Origin of the sequence: Halomarina pelagica, from assembly GCF_024228315.1 — an archaeon.
Classification (GTDB): domain Archaea; phylum Halobacteriota; class Halobacteria; order Halobacteriales; family Haloarculaceae; genus Halomarina; species Halomarina pelagica.
This window is the reverse complement of the sequence record NZ_CP100454.1, coordinates 2,422,487-2,438,092: the sequence shown is the minus strand read 5'-3', so window position 1 is coordinate 2,438,092 and position 15,606 is coordinate 2,422,487. Positions and strand designations below refer to the sequence as shown.

Here is a 15,606-nt window from a genome sequence, read left to right as displayed (position 1 = left end):
ACTACTTAAGCCTTTTCCAATTCTCGGGCACTGAAACGTCCACGCACGCCCTTACGCGGCTCGTGACGCGTTCGCACGGTCGCGCTCGCTCGCATAAATGAACCGTCGACCCGTCGAACGGTTGACCCGAACGCCCTCGCACGGAACGACCCGCTCAAGTGCGCGCCGCGTCGATCGAGTACCATGGACGACACGGACGGCACGGACGACACGGGCGGAGGCGACCGACAGATCGTCCGCGCCCGCGGCCACGAACACGTCCGCGCGACCCACGAGAGCACGTTCGAGGTGACCAGCGACGACTGGCTGACGCCGGCGGGCGACTGCATCGTCGGCGTCGAGGCCGACCGCGTCCCGAGCGACCTCGAGCCGGCGTTCGTCGAGGCCTGCCGCGACGCGGACGCGACGATCGCGGTCACGCTCGCCGCGGGCGGGCGCGAGCAGACGGTGACGGGGCGAGGCCACCCGGATCTCACCTTCGCCGGCGACCGGAGCATGGTGTTCAGGACGAGCGACTACGTGGACGACCGGACGGCCATGGTGGCAGCCGACGCGGCCGCCGCCGACCTCGATCGGGACCTCGTGGCCGCGCTCGCCGAGGGGGCGGAACTGACGGTGGCGCTCAGCGTCGAGTGATCCCCGGCCGGAGGACGGTACCGCTGTATCGTCGCTCACCGCCGAACCTATCACGTCGCCGGACCTACGCCGCGCATGGACGAACCCGCGGAGAACATAAGCGGCGGGTCGGCGGGCGGCGGTCGGTTCTCCGAGTTCCGGCCGGGGGACGGCACCTCCCGCGCGGAGGCCGTCGTGGACCGCCTCGGCGCGCTGTACTGGCAGAAGACCTACGGCGGGCAGGACGCCTTCGAGTGCCTCGTCCGCACGATCCTCAGCCAGAACACGAGCGACAAGGCGAGCCAACCCGCCCACGACGACCTGATGGCGAGATACGGCGGCGAGTCGGGCGGCGATCTGGCCGCGTCGCTCGCCGACGCGGATCGGAACGAACTCGCCGAGACCATCTCCTCCGCTGGCCTGTACAACCAGAAGTCGAAGGTGCTCCTCGCGGTCGCCGAGCGCGTCGTCGAGGAGTACGGCGGGGCGTCGGGCTTCGACGAGTACGTCCGCACCGCCGACTACGACGCAGTCCGGGAGACGCTGCTCGGGATGAACGGCGTCGGTCCCAAGACGGCCGACTGCGTCCTCCTGTTCGCCGCCGGTCGCGACGGCGTCTTCCCCGTGGACACCCACGTCCACCGGATCTACCGACGGCTCGGGGTCGCGCCGCCGGACGCCGACCACGAGGGCGTCAGGGCGGTGCTGGAGGAGCGGGTTCCCGCCGAGAAGTGCGGCTTCGGTCACACCGCGACGATCCAGTTCGGGCGGGAGTACTGCACGGCGCGGAAACCCGCCTGCCTGGACGACCCCGAGGCGTGCCCCCTGTCGGACCTCTGCGATCAGGTGGGCGTCTACCCCGAGACGGGCGAGGTCGAGGATCCAGCGGACGCCGCCTGACGGACCATCCCGACGAGCGAGAGCGTGATCAGCGTGAACCCGATCAGCGAGAGGTTCGGGATCGTCAGCCCGAGGACGGGCGCGGTCCACTGGACGGCCGAACAGCTCCCGACCGAACAGATCGCGGGGCCGGACGCCTGGGCGAACTGGATATAGGAGTGGTAGGCGGCGATGGCGATCCCGCCGACCGCGAGCGGAAGGGCGGTGCGGTAGACGCCGACGCGCTCCTCGATCGCCGCCACGCCGAGGACGAGCACGAGCGGGTACATCAGGATGCGCTGGTACCAGCAGAGGTCACAGGGGACCAGCCCGAGGCCGAGGCTAAAGTAGAGGCTCCCGGCGGTCGAGACGAGGGCGAAGGCGGTCGCGGCGGCGAGCCAGCGTCTCGGGCGCACGCGCATCTCAGTTCTCGGCGACCCGCTGGAGCGCCTGCTTGACCTCCTCGGTCGGGTTCCCCTCCCGGTCCCTGATCGGGGGGACGAACGTCCCGTCGACGATGAGCGCGGGCGTCCCGCGCAGTTCGGGGTATCGCCGGCGTAGCTTCTCGATGTACTGCCGGTTCGCCTGCACCGGCTGCTGGTACGTCCCGTCCTCGAGCGCCCGCCTGACGGCCTCGGGGTTGGAGACGCCCGCGCTCTCCGCGAAGCTCACCAGCTTGTCCGTCGTCGCCCACTCCTGGCTCTCGGGTGGCTGGTTCGCCATCACGTACTCGTGGTACGTCCAGTACGTCTTCGGGTCGACGTTCCAGACGGCGAGTCCGGCGCGCGCGGCCCGAACGTCGTCGGGACCGATGAGGTTCGGCCACGAGCGGAACTCCAGGCTGAGCTTTCCCGGCTCGACGTACTTCGTCACGATGTCCTTCAGGTAGTTCGTGCTGAACGCCGCGCAGTAGACGCACTTCCAGTTCCCGATGTACGTCACGACGGGCTTCCCGCCGTCGCCCATCGTCGCGTAGGTGTAGTCGCCGGGCGACTTCGGAACGGGGGCCTTCGTCACGGGACCGTCGGGCATCGTCTCGCTCGAGCCGAGACAGCCGGCGAGTCCGACCACGCCAGTCGCACCGGCCGCGGCGAGGAACCGCCGTCGGGAGAGGGTCATTGATCCTGTTACCGGGGTAACGCGAATCAAGTTTGTGGTCGGCGCGAATTCGCACGGCGAATCGGCCGAGCGGCGACGACCGAGTTCCGTAGCCGAGCGCGCCGTCCCGCGAGCGACCAGCGGGAGCGAGCGGACGCGCCGACTCCTCGACGGAGCGGAGCGGAGCGACTGAGGAGATGAGGCGCGGTTCTGGTGGAGGGTTTGCCAGCGGGCGAGGCGCGCAGTGCCGAGCGAGTACAGCAAACCGTCCTGGCGAGCAGGCGACGCCGCGGCGGGATCAGTTCGCGGGGCGTGGCGTCGCGCACCCGCGAGCGCCCCGCGACGGAAGTTAGCTCACGGGGGGTTCTGGCCCCGTCTTCCGTTATAAAGGTACGGAACGGGCGAGCGATTCGACCGGCCCGACTACCACCGATAGCACCAGCGCGACACCCGCGAGGAGCGCGGGACTCAGAGAGTCCCGCGGACGACGCGAACGGCCGGCAGTGCCGGCCGTGAGCGAGGCGCGAAGCGCCGAGCGAGCGGACCGACGAATCCCTCGACGGAGCGAAGCGACTGAGAGGGTGAGGAGGGTTTTGCTCCAGCTTTTGCCAGGGAGCGAGCGAAGCGAGCGACCGCAGCAAAAGGTGGCGCAGCAAAAGGTGGCGGAGCAAGAGGTGGTGGTCGCCTACTGCTCGATGATCGTCTCCTCGACCTCCTCGCCGAAGTGGCGGGCGGTCGTCTCGTAGTAGACGAGCACTTCGTCGCCCTCCGCGAGGTCGGTGACGGCCTTCCGGCCCTCGCGGGTGGCGACCTTGATGGTCTCTGCGTTCTGGAGCAGCGTCTCGACCACGTCGGCGGTCTCGCCGTCGCCGCCGAGTTCGGCCTGCACGCGGAACATGGGGCGGCGCTCGATCTTCGACCGCCCGACGATCGCCTCGCGGGTGTTTCCCTCGGTGTCGACGACCTGCACCTCGTCGCCGCTCTTGAGTTCGGCGAGGTACTTCGTCTTCCCGTCGGGCGTGCGGACGTAGGCGTGGACCGCGCCCGCGTTGACGCGGAACGGGCGGGAGGCGACGTAGGGCGACTCCGCCGTCTCGGCGTGGACGAAGAACAGACCCCGGGACATGCTCCCGACGAGCAGCCCCTCGTCGTGGTCGAAGAGGCTCCCGGTGTCGACGCAGACGCGGTCGGCACTGCCGGTCTGCTCCACCGCCGTCACGGTCGCCCAGCGCAGGTCGAGTCGCTCGCGGTCGGACGCGTCGCGCAGGTCGACCGTGCGGCGGATCTCGTCGGGATCGTCGGCGTCGAGCAGGACGGCGTCCGCGCCGTGTTCGAGCGTCTCGAAGGCGGTCTTCGCCTCCTCCGCGCTCGTGACGCCCGCGACGAGCGTCGTCTCCTCGCCGATCCGCGCGATGAGGTTCTCGAGGGGGATGATCTTCCAGTCCTCGCCGACGACGATGGTGTAGTCCGCGTCTCCCGCGGCCGCCTCCGCGAACGCCTCGTACCCCTCGTTCAGGATGCGGACGTACGCGCCGTCGGCTGCCCCGTTGCCCCGCCGGAGGGTAGTGAGGTCGGCGGAGCCGGAGAAGTCCCCGGGCAGGTCGACCGTCCCGTCGCCCTCGGTGCCCTTGCCGACGATGAGCGCGTCCGGCTCCGCCCGCGCCTTCGGCTCGGCGTCGAGGACGTGCACGTCGTCGCCCGCGAAGGCCGCGACGTTCACCTGCCCGAGTTCCCGCACGCGGTCGACGTCGTCGCGGTCGACCAGCACCCAGTCGACCCCCGCTTCCAGCCCGGCGGTGATGCGTCGTCGTCGCGCGTCCCAGTCGCCCACCTCGTCGTCCGCTTTCAGCCAGACGGCACGTGTCATGACCGGGGCGTGGGTGGGGGTGCTATTGAACGTGGTGGATGTTCCACGCGCCGACACTGGAGTAGCGGTCGGATGAGAGGGTTCTGCCGGTGGGGCCGTCACCGACGACGCCTCCGAACGCCCCCTCCCGCTCGGCGAGCGAGAACCCGCAAGCACGCCGGAGGCGCGCGCAGCGTGGTTCGCAGCCGTCGAGCGGTCGCCCCCGTTCGATTTCCCACCCGGAGCGAACGCTTATGCGCCGCGCCGGACTACCGTAGATAAGTGACTACGACTCGGACCCCGACGACCGTCCTCTTCGATCTGGACAACACCCTCTGCGAACACACGACGACCTTCTCCGACCGCCTCGCGGCCGCCTTCGAGCGCGTCGGCGTCGACCCGTTCTTCGAGACCGCCGACGTCCACCGCTGGCTCCCCCGCGTCTCCGCCGAGAGCGCGCTCGACCTCCGCGAGCAGGTCTTCGGCGGCATCGCCCGCGAACTGGACCGCGATCCCGCGGTCGCCGACGACCTCGCCGCGGCCTACGTCGACCCCGACCCCGCGGACGTGCGACTCCTTCCCGGCGCGCGCGAGACCGTCGACGCGCTGAGCGAGGAGTACCGCCTCGGCCTCGTCACGAACGGCGGGCGGGCCGTCCAGCGCGCGAAGCTCGACGCCCTCGACTTCGGGGACGCCTTCGAGACGTCCGTCTACGCCGGCGGCGCGATGCCCGTCAAGCCGGACGCCGAACCCTTCGAGCGGGCGCTCTCCGCGCTCTCCGCCGCGCCGGGCGAGGCGCTGCACGTCGGCGACTCCCTCGGCTCGGACGTGGCCGGCGCGAACGCCCTCGGCCTGCGGTCGGTCTGGGTGCCCCACGCCGAGTCGCTCCGGGAGGGGCCGACGCCCAGCCACACGATCGACACGCTCCACGACCTCCCCGACCTGCTCTGAGCGGGGCGTGGACTATTCGGAACGGGAGAGAAATCGGGTAGCGGTCGCTCTGCTCAGGCCTCGACGGACAGCCCCGCGCGGTCGAGCGCGTCGTCGGCGCTCGCGTCGTCGTGTATCACGGCAGAGACGGCGCGCGTGATCGCCTCGGGGTCGTCGTGCTGGAAGATCGAGCGGCCCATCGACACCCCGGCCGCGCCCGCGTCCATCGCGCCGCGGACGGCCGCGAGCGTCGCGTGGTCGCCCTCGGGCGCGCCGCCGGCGATGACGACCGGCAGGCGCGTCGACTCGACGACGTGCGCGAAGCTCTCGGCGTCGCCGCTGTAGGCCGTCTTGATGAGGTCCGCGCCGAGTTCCTCGCCGAGGCGGACGGCGTGCCCGAGCGCCTGGGCGTCGTGTTCGTCGATCCCGGGACCGCGCGCGTAGGTCATCGCCAGCAGGGGCATGCCGAGGCGGTCGGCGTCGTCGGCGACCCGCGCGAGTTCCTCGATCTGCTTCGGCTCGTAGTTCGAGCCGACGTTGATGTGGAACGAGACGGCGTCGGCCCCCGCCCGGACGGCCTCCTCGACGGTGCCGGTCAGCCGTTTGTCGTCGCTGTCCGGTCCGATGACCGTCGAGGCGTTCAGGTGGACGACGTACCCCTTCCCGTTCTTGTTCGGGTGGACGCGTGGGGCGATCCCCTTCTGCGTGAGGACGCAGTCGGCCCCGCCGCGGGTCACGGCGTCGATGGTCGATTCGATGTCCTTGAGGCCGCGGACGGCCCCGAGCGTTATCCCGTGGTCCATCGGGACGACGAGGTAGCGGCCGTCGGTCCCGATGCGGTCGAGTCGTGCTCGTGTTCCTGCGTTCATTGGTATGTCACTCTCTGTCAGGTCGGTTCAAGTCCGTTCCGATCCCGTCACGTCTTCCCCCGCCAGCGCGCCCTCCTTCAGCTCGCGGGCCTTCGCCTCCAGGCGCGCGGCCGTCTCCTCGACGGGCGCGCCGGTCTCGACGCCCTCGGCTACGATGTCGACCAGCGCGCTCCCGACGATGACGCCGTCCGCGCCCGCCGTCACCACCTCGCGGGCGTTCTCGCCCGAGCTGATGCCGAAGCCGACGGCCTTCGGCACGTCCCACGCCGAGAGCCGGTCGAGGCTGGCCGCCGTCTGGTCGCTCACGTCGGCGCGCGCGCCGGTGACGCCCAGCCGCGCCTGAACGTAGACGTAGCCGGACACGCGCTCCATGATCCGTTCGAGGCGCTCACCGCGCGTCGTCGGCGCGACGACGAACACCAGGTCGCGGTCGTACTCGTCGCACGCCTCGCGCAGCGGGTCCGCCTCCTCAGCCGGGAGGTCCGGGACGACGAACCCGTCGACGCCGACCTCGGCGGCCCGCCGGACGAACGGCTCCGGCCCCGGCTCGCCGACTGCGCCGCTCGCGGCCCCGCCACCGGCGCGCTCTGCGTCGCCCCGCGACGCGCGCCTCCCGTACTGGTAGATCAGGTTGTAGTAGGTCATGCAGACGAGCGGCACGTCCACGTCCAGCGCCTCGACGAACTCGAAGAAGCGCTCGGGAGTCATGCCGCCCTCCAGCGCGCGGACGACCGCCCCCTGGATCGTCGGCCCCTCCGCGATGGGTTCCGAGAAGGGGAGGCCGAGTTCGATCAGGTCCGCGCCGCCGCGGGCGAGCGACTCGACGTACTCGAGGCTGGACTCGAAGTCGGGATCGCCCGCCGCGAGGTAGGGGACGAACGCCGGCCCGTCGGCGAAGGCCTCGGGGATGCGGCTCACCGCGTGTCCCCCCGGAAGACGTCCATGTCGGGCGCGTTCGGCACGTCGCGCTTCGCGGTCTCCTCGACGACCGACTCGAGGTCCTTGTCGCCGCGCCCCGAGACGCAGACGACGACGCAGTCGCCGAGCTGTTCGGGCGTCGCGTCCTCCAGCCACGCGATCGCGTGGGCGGTCTCCAGCGCGGGGATGATCCCCTCCTCCTGGGAGAGGCGGTGGAACCCCTCGACTGCGGCATCGTCGTCCACGGTGACCGGCGCGACCCGTCCCTCGTCCACGAGGTGGGCCAGCTCCGGCCCGACGCCCGCGTAGTCGAGCCCCGAGGAGACGCTGTGTGACTCGACGATCTGTCCGTCCGCGTCCTGCAGGAGCTTCGTGCGCGCGCCGTGGAGGACGCCCTCGCTGCCGGTCGAGAGCGACGCGGAGTTGGGCGCGACGCCCCGCTCCTCGTCCACTCGGAGGGAGGCCCCGCCAGCCTCGACGGCGAACAGCGACACCCCCTCGTCGGGGACGAACGCCGAGAACGCGCCCATCGTGTTCGACCCGCCGCCCGCGCAGGCGACGACGCTCGACGGGAGCCGCCCCGCCCGCTCGCGCACCTGTCCTCTGGCCTCCTCGGAGATGACCGACTGGAAGTCCCGCACCATCGCCGGGAAGGGGTGGGGGCCGACGACGCTCCCGATGACGTAGTGGGTCGTCTCGACGGTCGTCGCCCAGTCGCGCATCGTCTCGCTAATGGCCTCCTTGAGGGTGCCCCGTCCGGTGTCGACGGGGGTCACGGTCGCCCCGTTGAGCCGCATCCGGAAGACGTTAGGGCGCTGGCGGTTCGTGTCCCGGCGGCCCATGTACACCTCGCAGGGCATCCCGAGGTGGGCCGCGGCCATCGCCGTCGCGGTGCCGTGCTGGCCCGCGCCCGTCTCCGCGACGATCCGCTCCTTGCCCATGTACTTCGCCAGCAGGACCTGCCCGAGGGCGTTGTTGAGCTTGTGCGCCCCGCCGTGGAGCAGGTCCTCGCGCTTGAGGTAGACCTCGGCGTCGTAGCGCGCGCTCAACTGCTCTGCGGGCTGGAGCGGCGTCGGTCGCCCGCCGAAGTCGCGGAGGCGCTCCCTGAACTCGTCTACGAACCCGTCCTCGTTGTCGAGGACGTACCGCTCGTAGGCGTCCTCCAGTTCCTCCAGGGCGGGCATCAGCGCCTCCGGGACGTACTGCCCGCCGTACCGTCCGAACGTGCCTGAACTCATGTGTCGTAGTCGTCCTCGTCGGCCGTATCCTCTGCGGAAGCGAGCCGCCGCACGTTCCCGGGGACCGCCGCTAGCCCGCCGCGCATGATCGCCGTCCCGACCAGCAGGCCGTCCGCGCCCGCCGCGCGCATCCGGCGGGCGTCCTCGGGCGTCGAGATGCCGCTCTCGGCGATCAGGGTCACGTCCGCGGGCGCGTCGGCCGCCACGCGCTCGAAGGTGCCGAGGTCGACCTCCAGGCGCGCGAGGTCGCGGTTGTTGACGCCGACGATCGCCGCGCCGGCGTCGAGCGCCTCGCGCAGCTCCCCCCTGCTGTGTACCTCCACGAGCGCCTGGAACCCGCGCTCGCGCGCCGCCGCCAGCATCCCGGGGAGATCGTCGAGGAAGCGGGCGATGAGCAGCACCGCGTCCGCCTCGACGGCGTCCAGGTGCCCGGGCGAGAGCAGGAAGTCCTTCCGCAGGACGGGCACGTCGACGGCCTCGCGGACGCGCCGGAGCGTCTCGGGGGAGCCCCCGAAGTGCTCGGGTTCGGTGAGCACCGAGAGGGCCGCCGCGCCGCCCTCGACCATCGCCCGCGCGAGTTCGACGGGGTCGTCGTCGTTCTCGCCGCGCGTGGTCGGGCTCGTGGGCTTCACCTCCGCGATCAGCGGCGTCCGGCCGTCCGCCTCGGCCGCCGCGAGCGCGCCGGGGAAGTCCCGCGGCGTCACGGAGACCGCACCGCCGGGATCCGGGCGCTCCCGCGCCGCCGCGAGGATCGACTCGACGGCGGGCGCGAGCGACTCGTTAGTGTCCATCGTTGATCACTGATGTACTAGTCTGGACATAAGGCTTGCGTCACGGGGCCGCGGACTTTTTCACCCCCGTGACGTACCGGGAGGTGATGGCGACCTTGGACAGCGGGGGAGACGACCTGACGCCGGGCGACGAGCCCGTGCTACTGGTTCACGGCTACGGCGACACGGGACAGACCCCGTGGTGGGGAACGCTCGAGCGGTACTTTCACCGCCTGGGGTACGACGAGCGGCGCGTCTCGACGCTCAGCTTCGGACCCCTCCTGGGGACGACGCTCTGGTCGCCCCGCCACTACGCCCGGCTGATCGGCCGCCGGGTCGAGGAGTTGCGCGACCGTCACGACAGCCGCGTCGACATCGTCGCCCACTCGATGGGCGGTCTCGGCGCGCGCTGGTACGTCGAGCGCGAGGGCGGGGCGGCGAACGTCGACGACCTCGTGACCCTCGGCACGCCCCACCGGGGGACGGACCTCGCGTACATGCACCTGTTCACCCCGGGCGGTCGAGCGATGATGCCCGACAGCGATCTGCTCTCGACGCTCAACGAGCGCGCGCCGCCCCGCGGGGTCTCCTACACGGCGGTCTGGAGCGACGACGACGGCCTCATCCGCCCCGGACGGAGCGCCGCGCTCCCCTTCGAGGCGACCAACGTCACCAACGTCCGCGTCTCGGGTCCCGGCCACATGTCGCTCGTCTCCGACAGAACCGTGTTCGAACGCTACGCCGCGCTGCTGTGAGGGACTCCCCGGGCGAATCGCGAGGGATCGACCGGGCGAATCGCGAGGGATCGACCGGTCGAATCGCGAGGGATCGACCGGTCGAATCGCGAGGGACCGCCCGGGCGAACGTTGATACCCCCCGTCGCCGTCGTCCACGTCATGGAAGACGAGTCGGGTATCTTCGCGCGGGAGTCCGCGTACCTGGAGCGATACGTACAGCTCGGGATCGCGAGCGGTCGCGTCATCTCGGTCTCGTTCCCCGCCGCGCCGGAGGACGACGCGGAACCGGATCACCCGCTGCTCGAACGCGTCGTCGCCTACCTGGAGGGCGAGCGCGACGACTTCGAGGACGTGACCGTGGCGCTCACCGTCCCGACCGCCCACCGGACGGTGCTGGAGGCGACCCGGGCGATCCCCTACGGCGAGCAGGTGTCCGTAGAGCGCCTCGCCCGGACGGCCGGCCTCGACGCCGACAGCGACGACGACCGGAACGTCGTCCGCGACGCGCTCGCGTCGAACCCCGCGCCGCTACTGATCCCGGACCACCGCGTCCGCGACGGGCCGAGCGCCGCCCCGCCGGAGGTCGAACAGCGGTTGCGGAGCCTGGAGGGGCTGTGAGGACGGATCCGTCGGTCGACTGAACTCGATCGCGCCGGTGACGTTCGACGCCGCCTCGCCGCTCCCGCTGTGACTCACGTTCCCCGCGGCGACCGCGTTCTCGCGGATGACCACCACGCCCACGTCGAGGGCCGTCCGCTCGCGGATCGCCTCGCGGAGTTCCGCCGCGGCGTCGGGCGACGCGCCGAGCGCGCGGACCGTCACGACGCTCGGTTGCCGGGAGAAGTAGCCCGTCTCGTAGTCGATGCGGATCGACAGCACCCGCATGTCGCTGTCGGCGGCGACCTCCTCGACGGTGTCCTCGAAGGCGGCGTTGCGCTGGAGGTCAGCCGTCGTGATCACGAGGAACGACGACAGGAGCGCGATCCCCAGGACGAGCGCCGCGGTGCGCTCGAGCGTCGCCCTGCGGACGACCTGCTGCTCGAACCAGTGGTGGGGGCGGTACCCGCGCAGCCAGAGGACGCCGAGGCTGGTGAGGTTGATCGAGAGGACGTTCACGAGCACCAGGATCGACGCGCTGACGACGAGGAGGGGGTCGCCGTACGCGACGCCGAGGCCGACGGCCGCCGCGGGCGGGATGAGCGCCGCCGCGATCATCACGCCGACGAGCGGCGCGCTCGCGCCCGCGCTCACCGAGAGCGCCCCCGCCGCGCCGGAGCCGAGCGCGACGACCAGCGAGAGCGCCCCGGGGTTGACGCGCGAGGCGACCTCGCTCAGCGTCCTGAGTTCGACGTTCGGCATGAGCGTCGCCTTCGCGAACAGGCCGAACAGCGTCGCGCTCAGGACGGCGAGGACGAGTCCCAGCGCCTGCGCCGAGACGCCCTCGCGGAACAGGTCCTCGTCGTTCACGACGCTGCCGACGCTCGCGCCGACGGCCGGGCCGAGCAGCGGCGCGATGACCATGCTCCCGACGACCACCGCCGCGCTGTCGGTCAGCAGCCCCGCCGCGGCGACGACGGCGCTGATGACGGTGAAGACGGCGAAGTTGGGCGTTATCTCCGCCATCTCGGCGGCCTGCGTCCGGAGTTCGTCGCGCGAGATGCGGTTTCGCTGGATCGGCTCCTCGCCGCTCTCCGCCATCTCCTCGCCCTGCTCGTCGACCCGATCCGAGAGCACCGCCCGCACGTCGCTGACGACCGCGTACCCGTCCCGGTCGATGCCCACGTCGCGGAAGGCGTCGAGGAGGTCCTCGACCGCGTCGTCGTCGACCGGCACGGAGACGACCGCACCGTACTCCCGCCCCGAGACCTCGTCGGTCAACGTGAACCGGAGGTCCCGATCGTCGAGTAGCCCGACGACCGCCTCCCGCTTATCGTCGGGGATCGACAGCTCGATGAGCCGCATGAGTGTGGCGTTCGATCGCTACCACCTTCCCACTGGCGGATCGGGTGACCGAGGGGCTATTCAGTCTCTGACGGCTACCCGGTGACATGGATCGCGCACCAGACGAGAGGTCCCCCGGCGCGACCGATCTGCAGACCGGTACTCGAGTCCGCATCGTGCTCAACCCCGAGAGCGGGAGCGCCGACCACGCCGGACGGGTTCGCGCCGTCGCGGACGAGCGCGGCTACGAGGTCGTCGAGACCGACTCCGCGGCCGACGCGCGCCGGGCGACGCGGGGTGCCCTCGACGACGGCGTGGACGTCCTCGCGCCCTGCGGCGGCGACGGTACGGTCAACACCGTCGTCGGGGCGCTCGCCGAGGCCGACGCGCTCGACGCGGTGACCCTCGGCGTCCTCCCGGCGGGGACGGCGAACCTCTTCGCCGGAAATCTCGGCGTCGAGACGCTCGACGACGGCTTCGACGCGCTCGACGCGGGTCGCCGTCGCCGCATCGACGTCGGTCGAGTTCGGGGCGCGGAGCGACGCTCCGCGCGCGGGCGGGACGCGCCCGACCGCCTCGACGGGCCGGACGAGGACGACGCCGGAACGACCGACGGCGCGGAAGCATCCGACCGTGTGGATGCACCCAACGACGCGGGAGCGACCGACGAGGGGGCGGTGTTCGTCATGTCCTGCGTCGCGGGGTTCCCCGCGGCCGCGAGCGGGGCCGCCGGCTCCGGCCTGAAGGCCCGCCTCGGGACGCTCGCCTTCGTGGTGAGCGCCGTCAGCGAGGCCACCGCGTACGAACCGCACCCGGTCGAACTCTCGATGGAGACGCCGACCGGCGGGCGGACGTGGTCGGGCGACGCCCTCTGCCTGCTCGTGGGCAACAGCCGCCGGTTCACCGGCGAGGGCGGACAGGGGGACGTCGAGGACGGACTGCTGGAGGTGGTGGTCGTCGAGTCGCTCGCGCCCCTGCGGGCGCTCCGCGAGGCGGCGGTCCATCGACTGTTCGACCGCGAGACGGGGGGCGTGACCCGGTTCGACGCCTCGGCGGCCGACGTCGCCTTCCTCGACGGTCCCGTCTCGGTGAGCCTCGACGGCGAACTCTCGACGCGCGAGTCGCTCTCGCTGTCCGCGGTCCCGGCCGCCCTCCCCGTGCTGGTCGGGCCCGACTACGACCCCGATCCGGCGACGTGAACGCCCGTGCGGGCCGGAGGCGACCCCAAACCCCTTTGTCGCCTGACTCGTAGCGTCGGGTAATGGCCACGTGCGACGTGTGTGGGAAGCAGGAGAACCTGCCGTATCGCTGCCGGCACTGCGGCGGCACCTACTGTGGCGACCACCGGCTTCCCGAGGCTCACGACTGCCCCGGCCTGCAGAACTGGGGCGACCCGGGCGGCGTGTTCGACAGCGGTTTCGACGACAGCGTGAACGACCAGGGGCGGGTCGCGACGGCCCGCCAGCGCGTCGCGAGGGCCGGCGGCCCGCTCTCGTACTTCCGGGGGAACGTCTCCTACCTCTTTCTCGGGATCATCGTCCTGGTGTTCATCGCCGAGCAGATCGTGCTCGCGACGCTCGGGCAGGACGCGTTCCTCTCCATCTTCGTCCTCTCCTCGCGGAACGTCTGGTACGTCTGGACGTGGGTGACGTCGGTGTTCTCCCACGCTCCCTTCGGCTTCTACCACATCCTCGGGAACGCCATCGTGCTGTTCTTCTTCGGCCCGCTGACCGAGCGGTACGTCGGCTCGAGGACCTTCGCCGCGCTGTTCCTGGTGAGCGGGATCGCGGCCGGACTCGCCCAGGTCGGCCTCGGCCTCGCGATGGGCGACCCGACCGCCGTCCTCGGGGCGAGCGGCGCGATCATGGCGATCCTCGGGGTGCTCACCGTCCTGAACCCGGACCTCAAGGTGTACCTCTACTTCTTCATCCCCATCCCGATCTGGGTGCTCACGTTCGGGTACGCGGCGCTGTCCGTGGCCGGCGTGTTCAGCGTCGACCTCTTCGGCGGCGGCGTCGCCCACTTCGCCCACCTCATCGGCCTCGTGATCGGCCTCGCCTACGGCGAGTACGCCCGCCGGCAGGGCGTCCGGGCGACGAGCCAGGTCCAGTTCGGCGGCGGGCCGGGCGGCCCCGGTCGCGGCCGCGGCCCCTTCTGACCCATGGAGGTCGCCCGCCCCGAGTTCCGACCCGACGCGGCCGCCTCGCGCGAGGAGATGGAGGCGACCCAGCGCGAGATCGCCGCGAGCGCCGTCTTCGAGGACCGCTTCGAGTTCGACCCCGCGCGCGCAGGCCGGCCGGAGGGCCCGCTCGTCGCGGGCGTCGATCAGGCCTTCCTCGACGACCGGGTGGTGAGCGTCGTGGTCGTCCTCCGGGGCGACACGGTCGTGGAGCGCGCTCGCTCCGTCTCGCCGACGGAGTTCCCCTACGTGCCCGGCCTGCTCTCCTTCCGCGAGGGCGGCCCCATCCTCGACGCCTTCGAGGCGCTCGACGCGCGGCCCGACCTGGTGCTGTTCGACGGCAGCGGCCGCATCCACTTCCGGCAGGCCGGCCTGGCGACCCACATGGGCGTCGCGCTCGACGTGCCCGCCGTGGGGGTGGCAAAGAGCCTGCTGTGCGGCCGGCCCGTCTCCCCCACCGACGAACTGGCGGAGGGAGCGCGCGTCGCGATCGAGGCGAACGGCCGCGTGGACGCGCCGAACGGGACCGTCGTCGGCTACGCCGTCCAGACCCGGCAGTTCGACTCCTACCGCATCAACCCGCTCTACGTCTCGCCGGGCCACCGCGTGAGCGCCGAGACGGCGGCCGACGTCGTCCTCGCCTGCCGGGGCGGGTACAAGCTCCCCGAACCGACGCGGCTGGCCGATGGGTACGCAGACGAGGTGAAACGGAGCGTCGATCGAGGCGGCGATTCTTAAGGTCGGGGGGAGTGTGTCGAAACCATGGCAAAGACCGCGCTCATCACGGGCTGTTCGTCCGGCATCGGTCGGGCGACCGCCCGCGCGTTCCTCGACGACGACTGGACCGTCTACGCGACCGCCCGCGACGCCGCCGACCTCGTCGACCTCGCGGACCTCGGCTGCGAGACGGCCGAACTCGACGTCACCGACGAGGAGCAGGTTCGCGCCGTCGTCGACGCCGTCCTCGGGGAGCAGGGCCGTCTCGACTGCCTCGTGAACAACGCGGGCTACGGGCAGTTCGGCCCCGTCGAGGACGTCACGACCGACGCGCTCCACCGCCAGTTCGAGGTGAACGTCTACGGCCCCCACCGGCTGATGCGCGCGGTGCTGCCGCACATGCGCGAACGCGGCGAGGGGCGCGTCGTCAACGTCTCCAGCGTCGCCGGGCGGATCTCGACGCCCGGGATGGGGGCGTACGCGGCCTCGAAGTTCGCCCTGGAGGCGCTCACCGACGCGCTGCGCAACGAAGTGGCACCCCACGGCGTCCGGGCGGTGCTGGTCGAACCCGGCCCCGTCGAGACCGGCTTCGCCGAGCGCGCCAACGGCGAACTGGAGGAACTCCCCCGGTCGGACGCCTACGAGACGGTCTACCGCCTCTACGACGACGGCGAGGTCTTCGGCGGGCAGAGCCCGATCGCCGTCCGCCCCGACCAGGTGGCGCGCACCGTCCTCGAGGCCGCCGTGACGCCCGACCCCCGGGCGCGCTACCCGGTCGGCGGGTTCGCCGAACTGAGCCTGAAGGCGCGCTACCTGCCCGACGGCGCGCGCGACACCGCCTTCTCGCTGCTCGAGCGCCTGCTGTGACC

At 71.7% G+C, this 15,606-nt stretch carries 17 protein-coding genes; 9 read left to right on the top strand and 8 right to left on the bottom strand.

What is annotated here, in order from left to right:
* The first annotated feature begins 183 nt into the window (after positions 1-183).
* Together NKI68_RS12640 and NKI68_RS12635 are read left to right on the top strand one after the other, a co-directional pair.
* Positions 184-636: a DUF371 domain-containing protein gene (locus NKI68_RS12640; protein WP_254543458.1), complete on the top strand. Its 453-nt coding sequence runs from the start codon at positions 184-186 to the stop codon at positions 634-636.
* A 75-nt stretch (positions 637-711) separates the two neighbouring features.
* Positions 712-1,515 (top strand): endonuclease III domain-containing protein, encoded by an 804-nt coding sequence (locus tag NKI68_RS12635; RefSeq protein WP_254543457.1) that lies wholly within the window; start codon positions 712-714, stop codon positions 1,513-1,515.
* Here NKI68_RS12635 and NKI68_RS12630 read toward each other — a convergent pair.
* The 3 genes from NKI68_RS12630 to NKI68_RS12620 form a co-directional block, all read right to left on the bottom strand.
* Positions 1,470-1,916 carry a disulfide bond formation protein B gene (locus NKI68_RS12630; RefSeq protein ID WP_254543456.1) on the bottom strand — a complete coding sequence of 149 codons (447 nt, stop codon included), beginning with the start codon at positions 1,914-1,916 and terminating at the stop codon, positions 1,470-1,472. The genes NKI68_RS12635 and NKI68_RS12630 overlap by 46 nt on opposite strands.
* 1 nt (position 1,917) lies before the next feature.
* Positions 1,918-2,613 carry a thioredoxin domain-containing protein gene (locus NKI68_RS12625; RefSeq protein WP_254543455.1) on the bottom strand — a complete coding sequence of 232 codons (696 nt, stop codon included), beginning with the start codon at positions 2,611-2,613 and terminating at the stop codon, positions 1,918-1,920.
* Between the two features lie 664 nt (positions 2,614-3,277).
* Positions 3,278-4,459 (bottom strand): 3-dehydroquinate synthase II, encoded by a 1,182-nt coding sequence (locus NKI68_RS12620; protein WP_254543454.1) that lies wholly within the window; start codon positions 4,457-4,459, stop codon positions 3,278-3,280.
* Positions 4,460-4,720: 261 nt separating this feature from the next.
* Here NKI68_RS12620 and NKI68_RS12615 point away from each other — a divergent pair, with 261 nt between their 5' ends.
* A complete protein-coding gene (locus NKI68_RS12615; protein ID WP_254543453.1) occupies positions 4,721-5,389 on the top strand; it encodes an HAD family hydrolase in 669 nt (222 codons plus the stop codon).
* A 53-nt stretch (positions 5,390-5,442) separates the two neighbouring features.
* On the opposite strand, the gene NKI68_RS12610 is transcribed toward NKI68_RS12615, so the two are convergent.
* Genes NKI68_RS12610 through trpC form a run of 4 tightly spaced genes read right to left on the bottom strand, consistent with a single transcriptional unit; the run spans position 5,443 to position 9,184 of the window.
* The gene (locus NKI68_RS12610; protein WP_254543452.1) at positions 5,443-6,237 is read right to left on the bottom strand and encodes a 2-amino-3,7-dideoxy-D-threo-hept-6-ulosonate synthase; all 795 of its coding nucleotides are present in this window, start codon (positions 6,235-6,237) and stop codon (positions 5,443-5,445) included.
* Positions 6,238-6,264: 27 nt separating this feature from the next.
* Positions 6,265-7,155, bottom strand: a complete 891-nt coding sequence (trpA, locus tag NKI68_RS12605; RefSeq protein ID WP_254543451.1) for a tryptophan synthase subunit alpha — start codon at positions 7,153-7,155, stop codon at positions 6,265-6,267.
* Positions 7,152-8,393, bottom strand: a complete 1,242-nt coding sequence (gene trpB / locus NKI68_RS12600) for a tryptophan synthase subunit beta (protein ID WP_254543450.1) — start codon at positions 8,391-8,393, stop codon at positions 7,152-7,154. The genes trpA and trpB overlap by 4 nt, the downstream gene beginning before the upstream one ends.
* Entirely contained in the window at positions 8,390-9,184 is a 795-nt protein-coding gene (gene trpC, locus NKI68_RS12595; RefSeq protein ID WP_254543449.1) for an indole-3-glycerol phosphate synthase, read from the bottom strand. The genes trpB and trpC overlap by 4 nt, the downstream gene beginning before the upstream one ends.
* Before the next feature lie 86 nt (positions 9,185-9,270).
* Here trpC and NKI68_RS12590 point away from each other — a divergent pair, with 86 nt between their 5' ends.
* Entirely contained in the window at positions 9,271-9,918 is a 648-nt protein-coding gene (locus NKI68_RS12590) for an esterase/lipase family protein (RefSeq protein ID WP_254543448.1), read from the top strand.
* Positions 9,919-10,059: 141 nt separating this feature from the next.
* On the top strand, positions 10,060-10,518 hold the full coding sequence (locus tag NKI68_RS12585; RefSeq protein ID WP_254543447.1) for an MGMT family protein: 459 nt from the start codon (positions 10,060-10,062) through the stop codon (positions 10,516-10,518).
* Here the strand turns inward: NKI68_RS12585 and NKI68_RS12580 are convergent.
* Positions 10,429-11,862 carry a TIGR00341 family protein gene (locus tag NKI68_RS12580; RefSeq protein ID WP_254543446.1) on the bottom strand — a complete coding sequence of 478 codons (1,434 nt, stop codon included), beginning with the start codon at positions 11,860-11,862 and terminating at the stop codon, positions 10,429-10,431. The two genes, NKI68_RS12585 and NKI68_RS12580, sit on opposite strands and share 90 nt — an antisense overlap.
* Positions 11,863-11,948: 86 nt before the next feature.
* Here NKI68_RS12580 and NKI68_RS12575 point away from each other — a divergent pair, with 86 nt between their 5' ends.
* From NKI68_RS12575 to NKI68_RS12560, 4 genes are all read left to right on the top strand, one after another.
* The gene (locus NKI68_RS12575; protein ID WP_254543445.1) at positions 11,949-13,040 is read left to right on the top strand and encodes a diacylglycerol/lipid kinase family protein; all 1,092 of its coding nucleotides are present in this window, start codon (positions 11,949-11,951) and stop codon (positions 13,038-13,040) included.
* A gap of 62 nt (positions 13,041-13,102) precedes the next feature.
* On the top strand, positions 13,103-13,999 hold the full coding sequence (locus NKI68_RS12570; RefSeq protein WP_254543444.1) for a rhomboid family intramembrane serine protease: 897 nt from the start codon (positions 13,103-13,105) through the stop codon (positions 13,997-13,999).
* A 3-nt stretch (positions 14,000-14,002) separates the two neighbouring features.
* Positions 14,003-14,758, top strand: a complete 756-nt coding sequence (locus NKI68_RS12565) for an endonuclease V (protein WP_254543443.1) — start codon at positions 14,003-14,005, stop codon at positions 14,756-14,758.
* A gap of 24 nt (positions 14,759-14,782) precedes the next feature.
* Entirely contained in the window at positions 14,783-15,604 is an 822-nt protein-coding gene (locus NKI68_RS12560) for an SDR family oxidoreductase (protein WP_254543442.1), read from the top strand.
* Positions 15,605-15,606: the final 2 nt, after the last annotated feature.

What these genes read in the sequence shown, in the direction of transcription:
- NKI68_RS12640 (WP_254543458.1), top strand. Translation starts at nt 184, where the DNA reads ATGGACGACACGGACGGCACGGACGACACGGGCGGAGGCGACCGACAG.
- NKI68_RS12635 (WP_254543457.1), top strand. Translation starts at nt 712, where the DNA reads ATGGACGAACCCGCGGAGAACATAAGCGGCGGGTCGGCGGGCGGCGGT.
- NKI68_RS12630 (WP_254543456.1), bottom strand. Translation starts at nt 1,916, where the DNA reads ATGCGCGTGCGCCCGAGACGCTGGCTCGCCGCCGCGACCGCCTTCGCC.
- NKI68_RS12625 (WP_254543455.1), bottom strand. Translation starts at nt 2,613, where the DNA reads ATGACCCTCTCCCGACGGCGGTTCCTCGCCGCGGCCGGTGCGACTGGC.
- NKI68_RS12620 (WP_254543454.1), bottom strand. Translation starts at nt 4,459, where the DNA reads ATGACACGTGCCGTCTGGCTGAAAGCGGACGACGAGGTGGGCGACTGG.
- NKI68_RS12610 (WP_254543452.1), bottom strand. Translation starts at nt 6,237, where the DNA reads ATGAACGCAGGAACACGAGCACGACTCGACCGCATCGGGACCGACGGC.
- trpB (WP_254543450.1), bottom strand. Translation starts at nt 8,393, where the DNA reads ATGAGTTCAGGCACGTTCGGACGGTACGGCGGGCAGTACGTCCCGGAG.
- trpC (WP_254543449.1), bottom strand. Translation starts at nt 9,184, where the DNA reads ATGGACACTAACGAGTCGCTCGCGCCCGCCGTCGAGTCGATCCTCGCG.
- NKI68_RS12590 (WP_254543448.1), top strand. Translation starts at nt 9,271, where the DNA reads ATGGCGACCTTGGACAGCGGGGGAGACGACCTGACGCCGGGCGACGAG.
- NKI68_RS12585 (WP_254543447.1), top strand. Translation starts at nt 10,060, where the DNA reads ATGGAAGACGAGTCGGGTATCTTCGCGCGGGAGTCCGCGTACCTGGAG.
- NKI68_RS12580 (WP_254543446.1), bottom strand. Translation starts at nt 11,862, where the DNA reads ATGCGGCTCATCGAGCTGTCGATCCCCGACGATAAGCGGGAGGCGGTC.
- NKI68_RS12575 (WP_254543445.1), top strand. Translation starts at nt 11,949, where the DNA reads ATGGATCGCGCACCAGACGAGAGGTCCCCCGGCGCGACCGATCTGCAG.
- NKI68_RS12570 (WP_254543444.1), top strand. Translation starts at nt 13,103, where the DNA reads ATGGCCACGTGCGACGTGTGTGGGAAGCAGGAGAACCTGCCGTATCGC.
- NKI68_RS12565 (WP_254543443.1), top strand. Translation starts at nt 14,003, where the DNA reads ATGGAGGTCGCCCGCCCCGAGTTCCGACCCGACGCGGCCGCCTCGCGC.
- NKI68_RS12560 (WP_254543442.1), top strand. Translation starts at nt 14,783, where the DNA reads ATGGCAAAGACCGCGCTCATCACGGGCTGTTCGTCCGGCATCGGTCGG.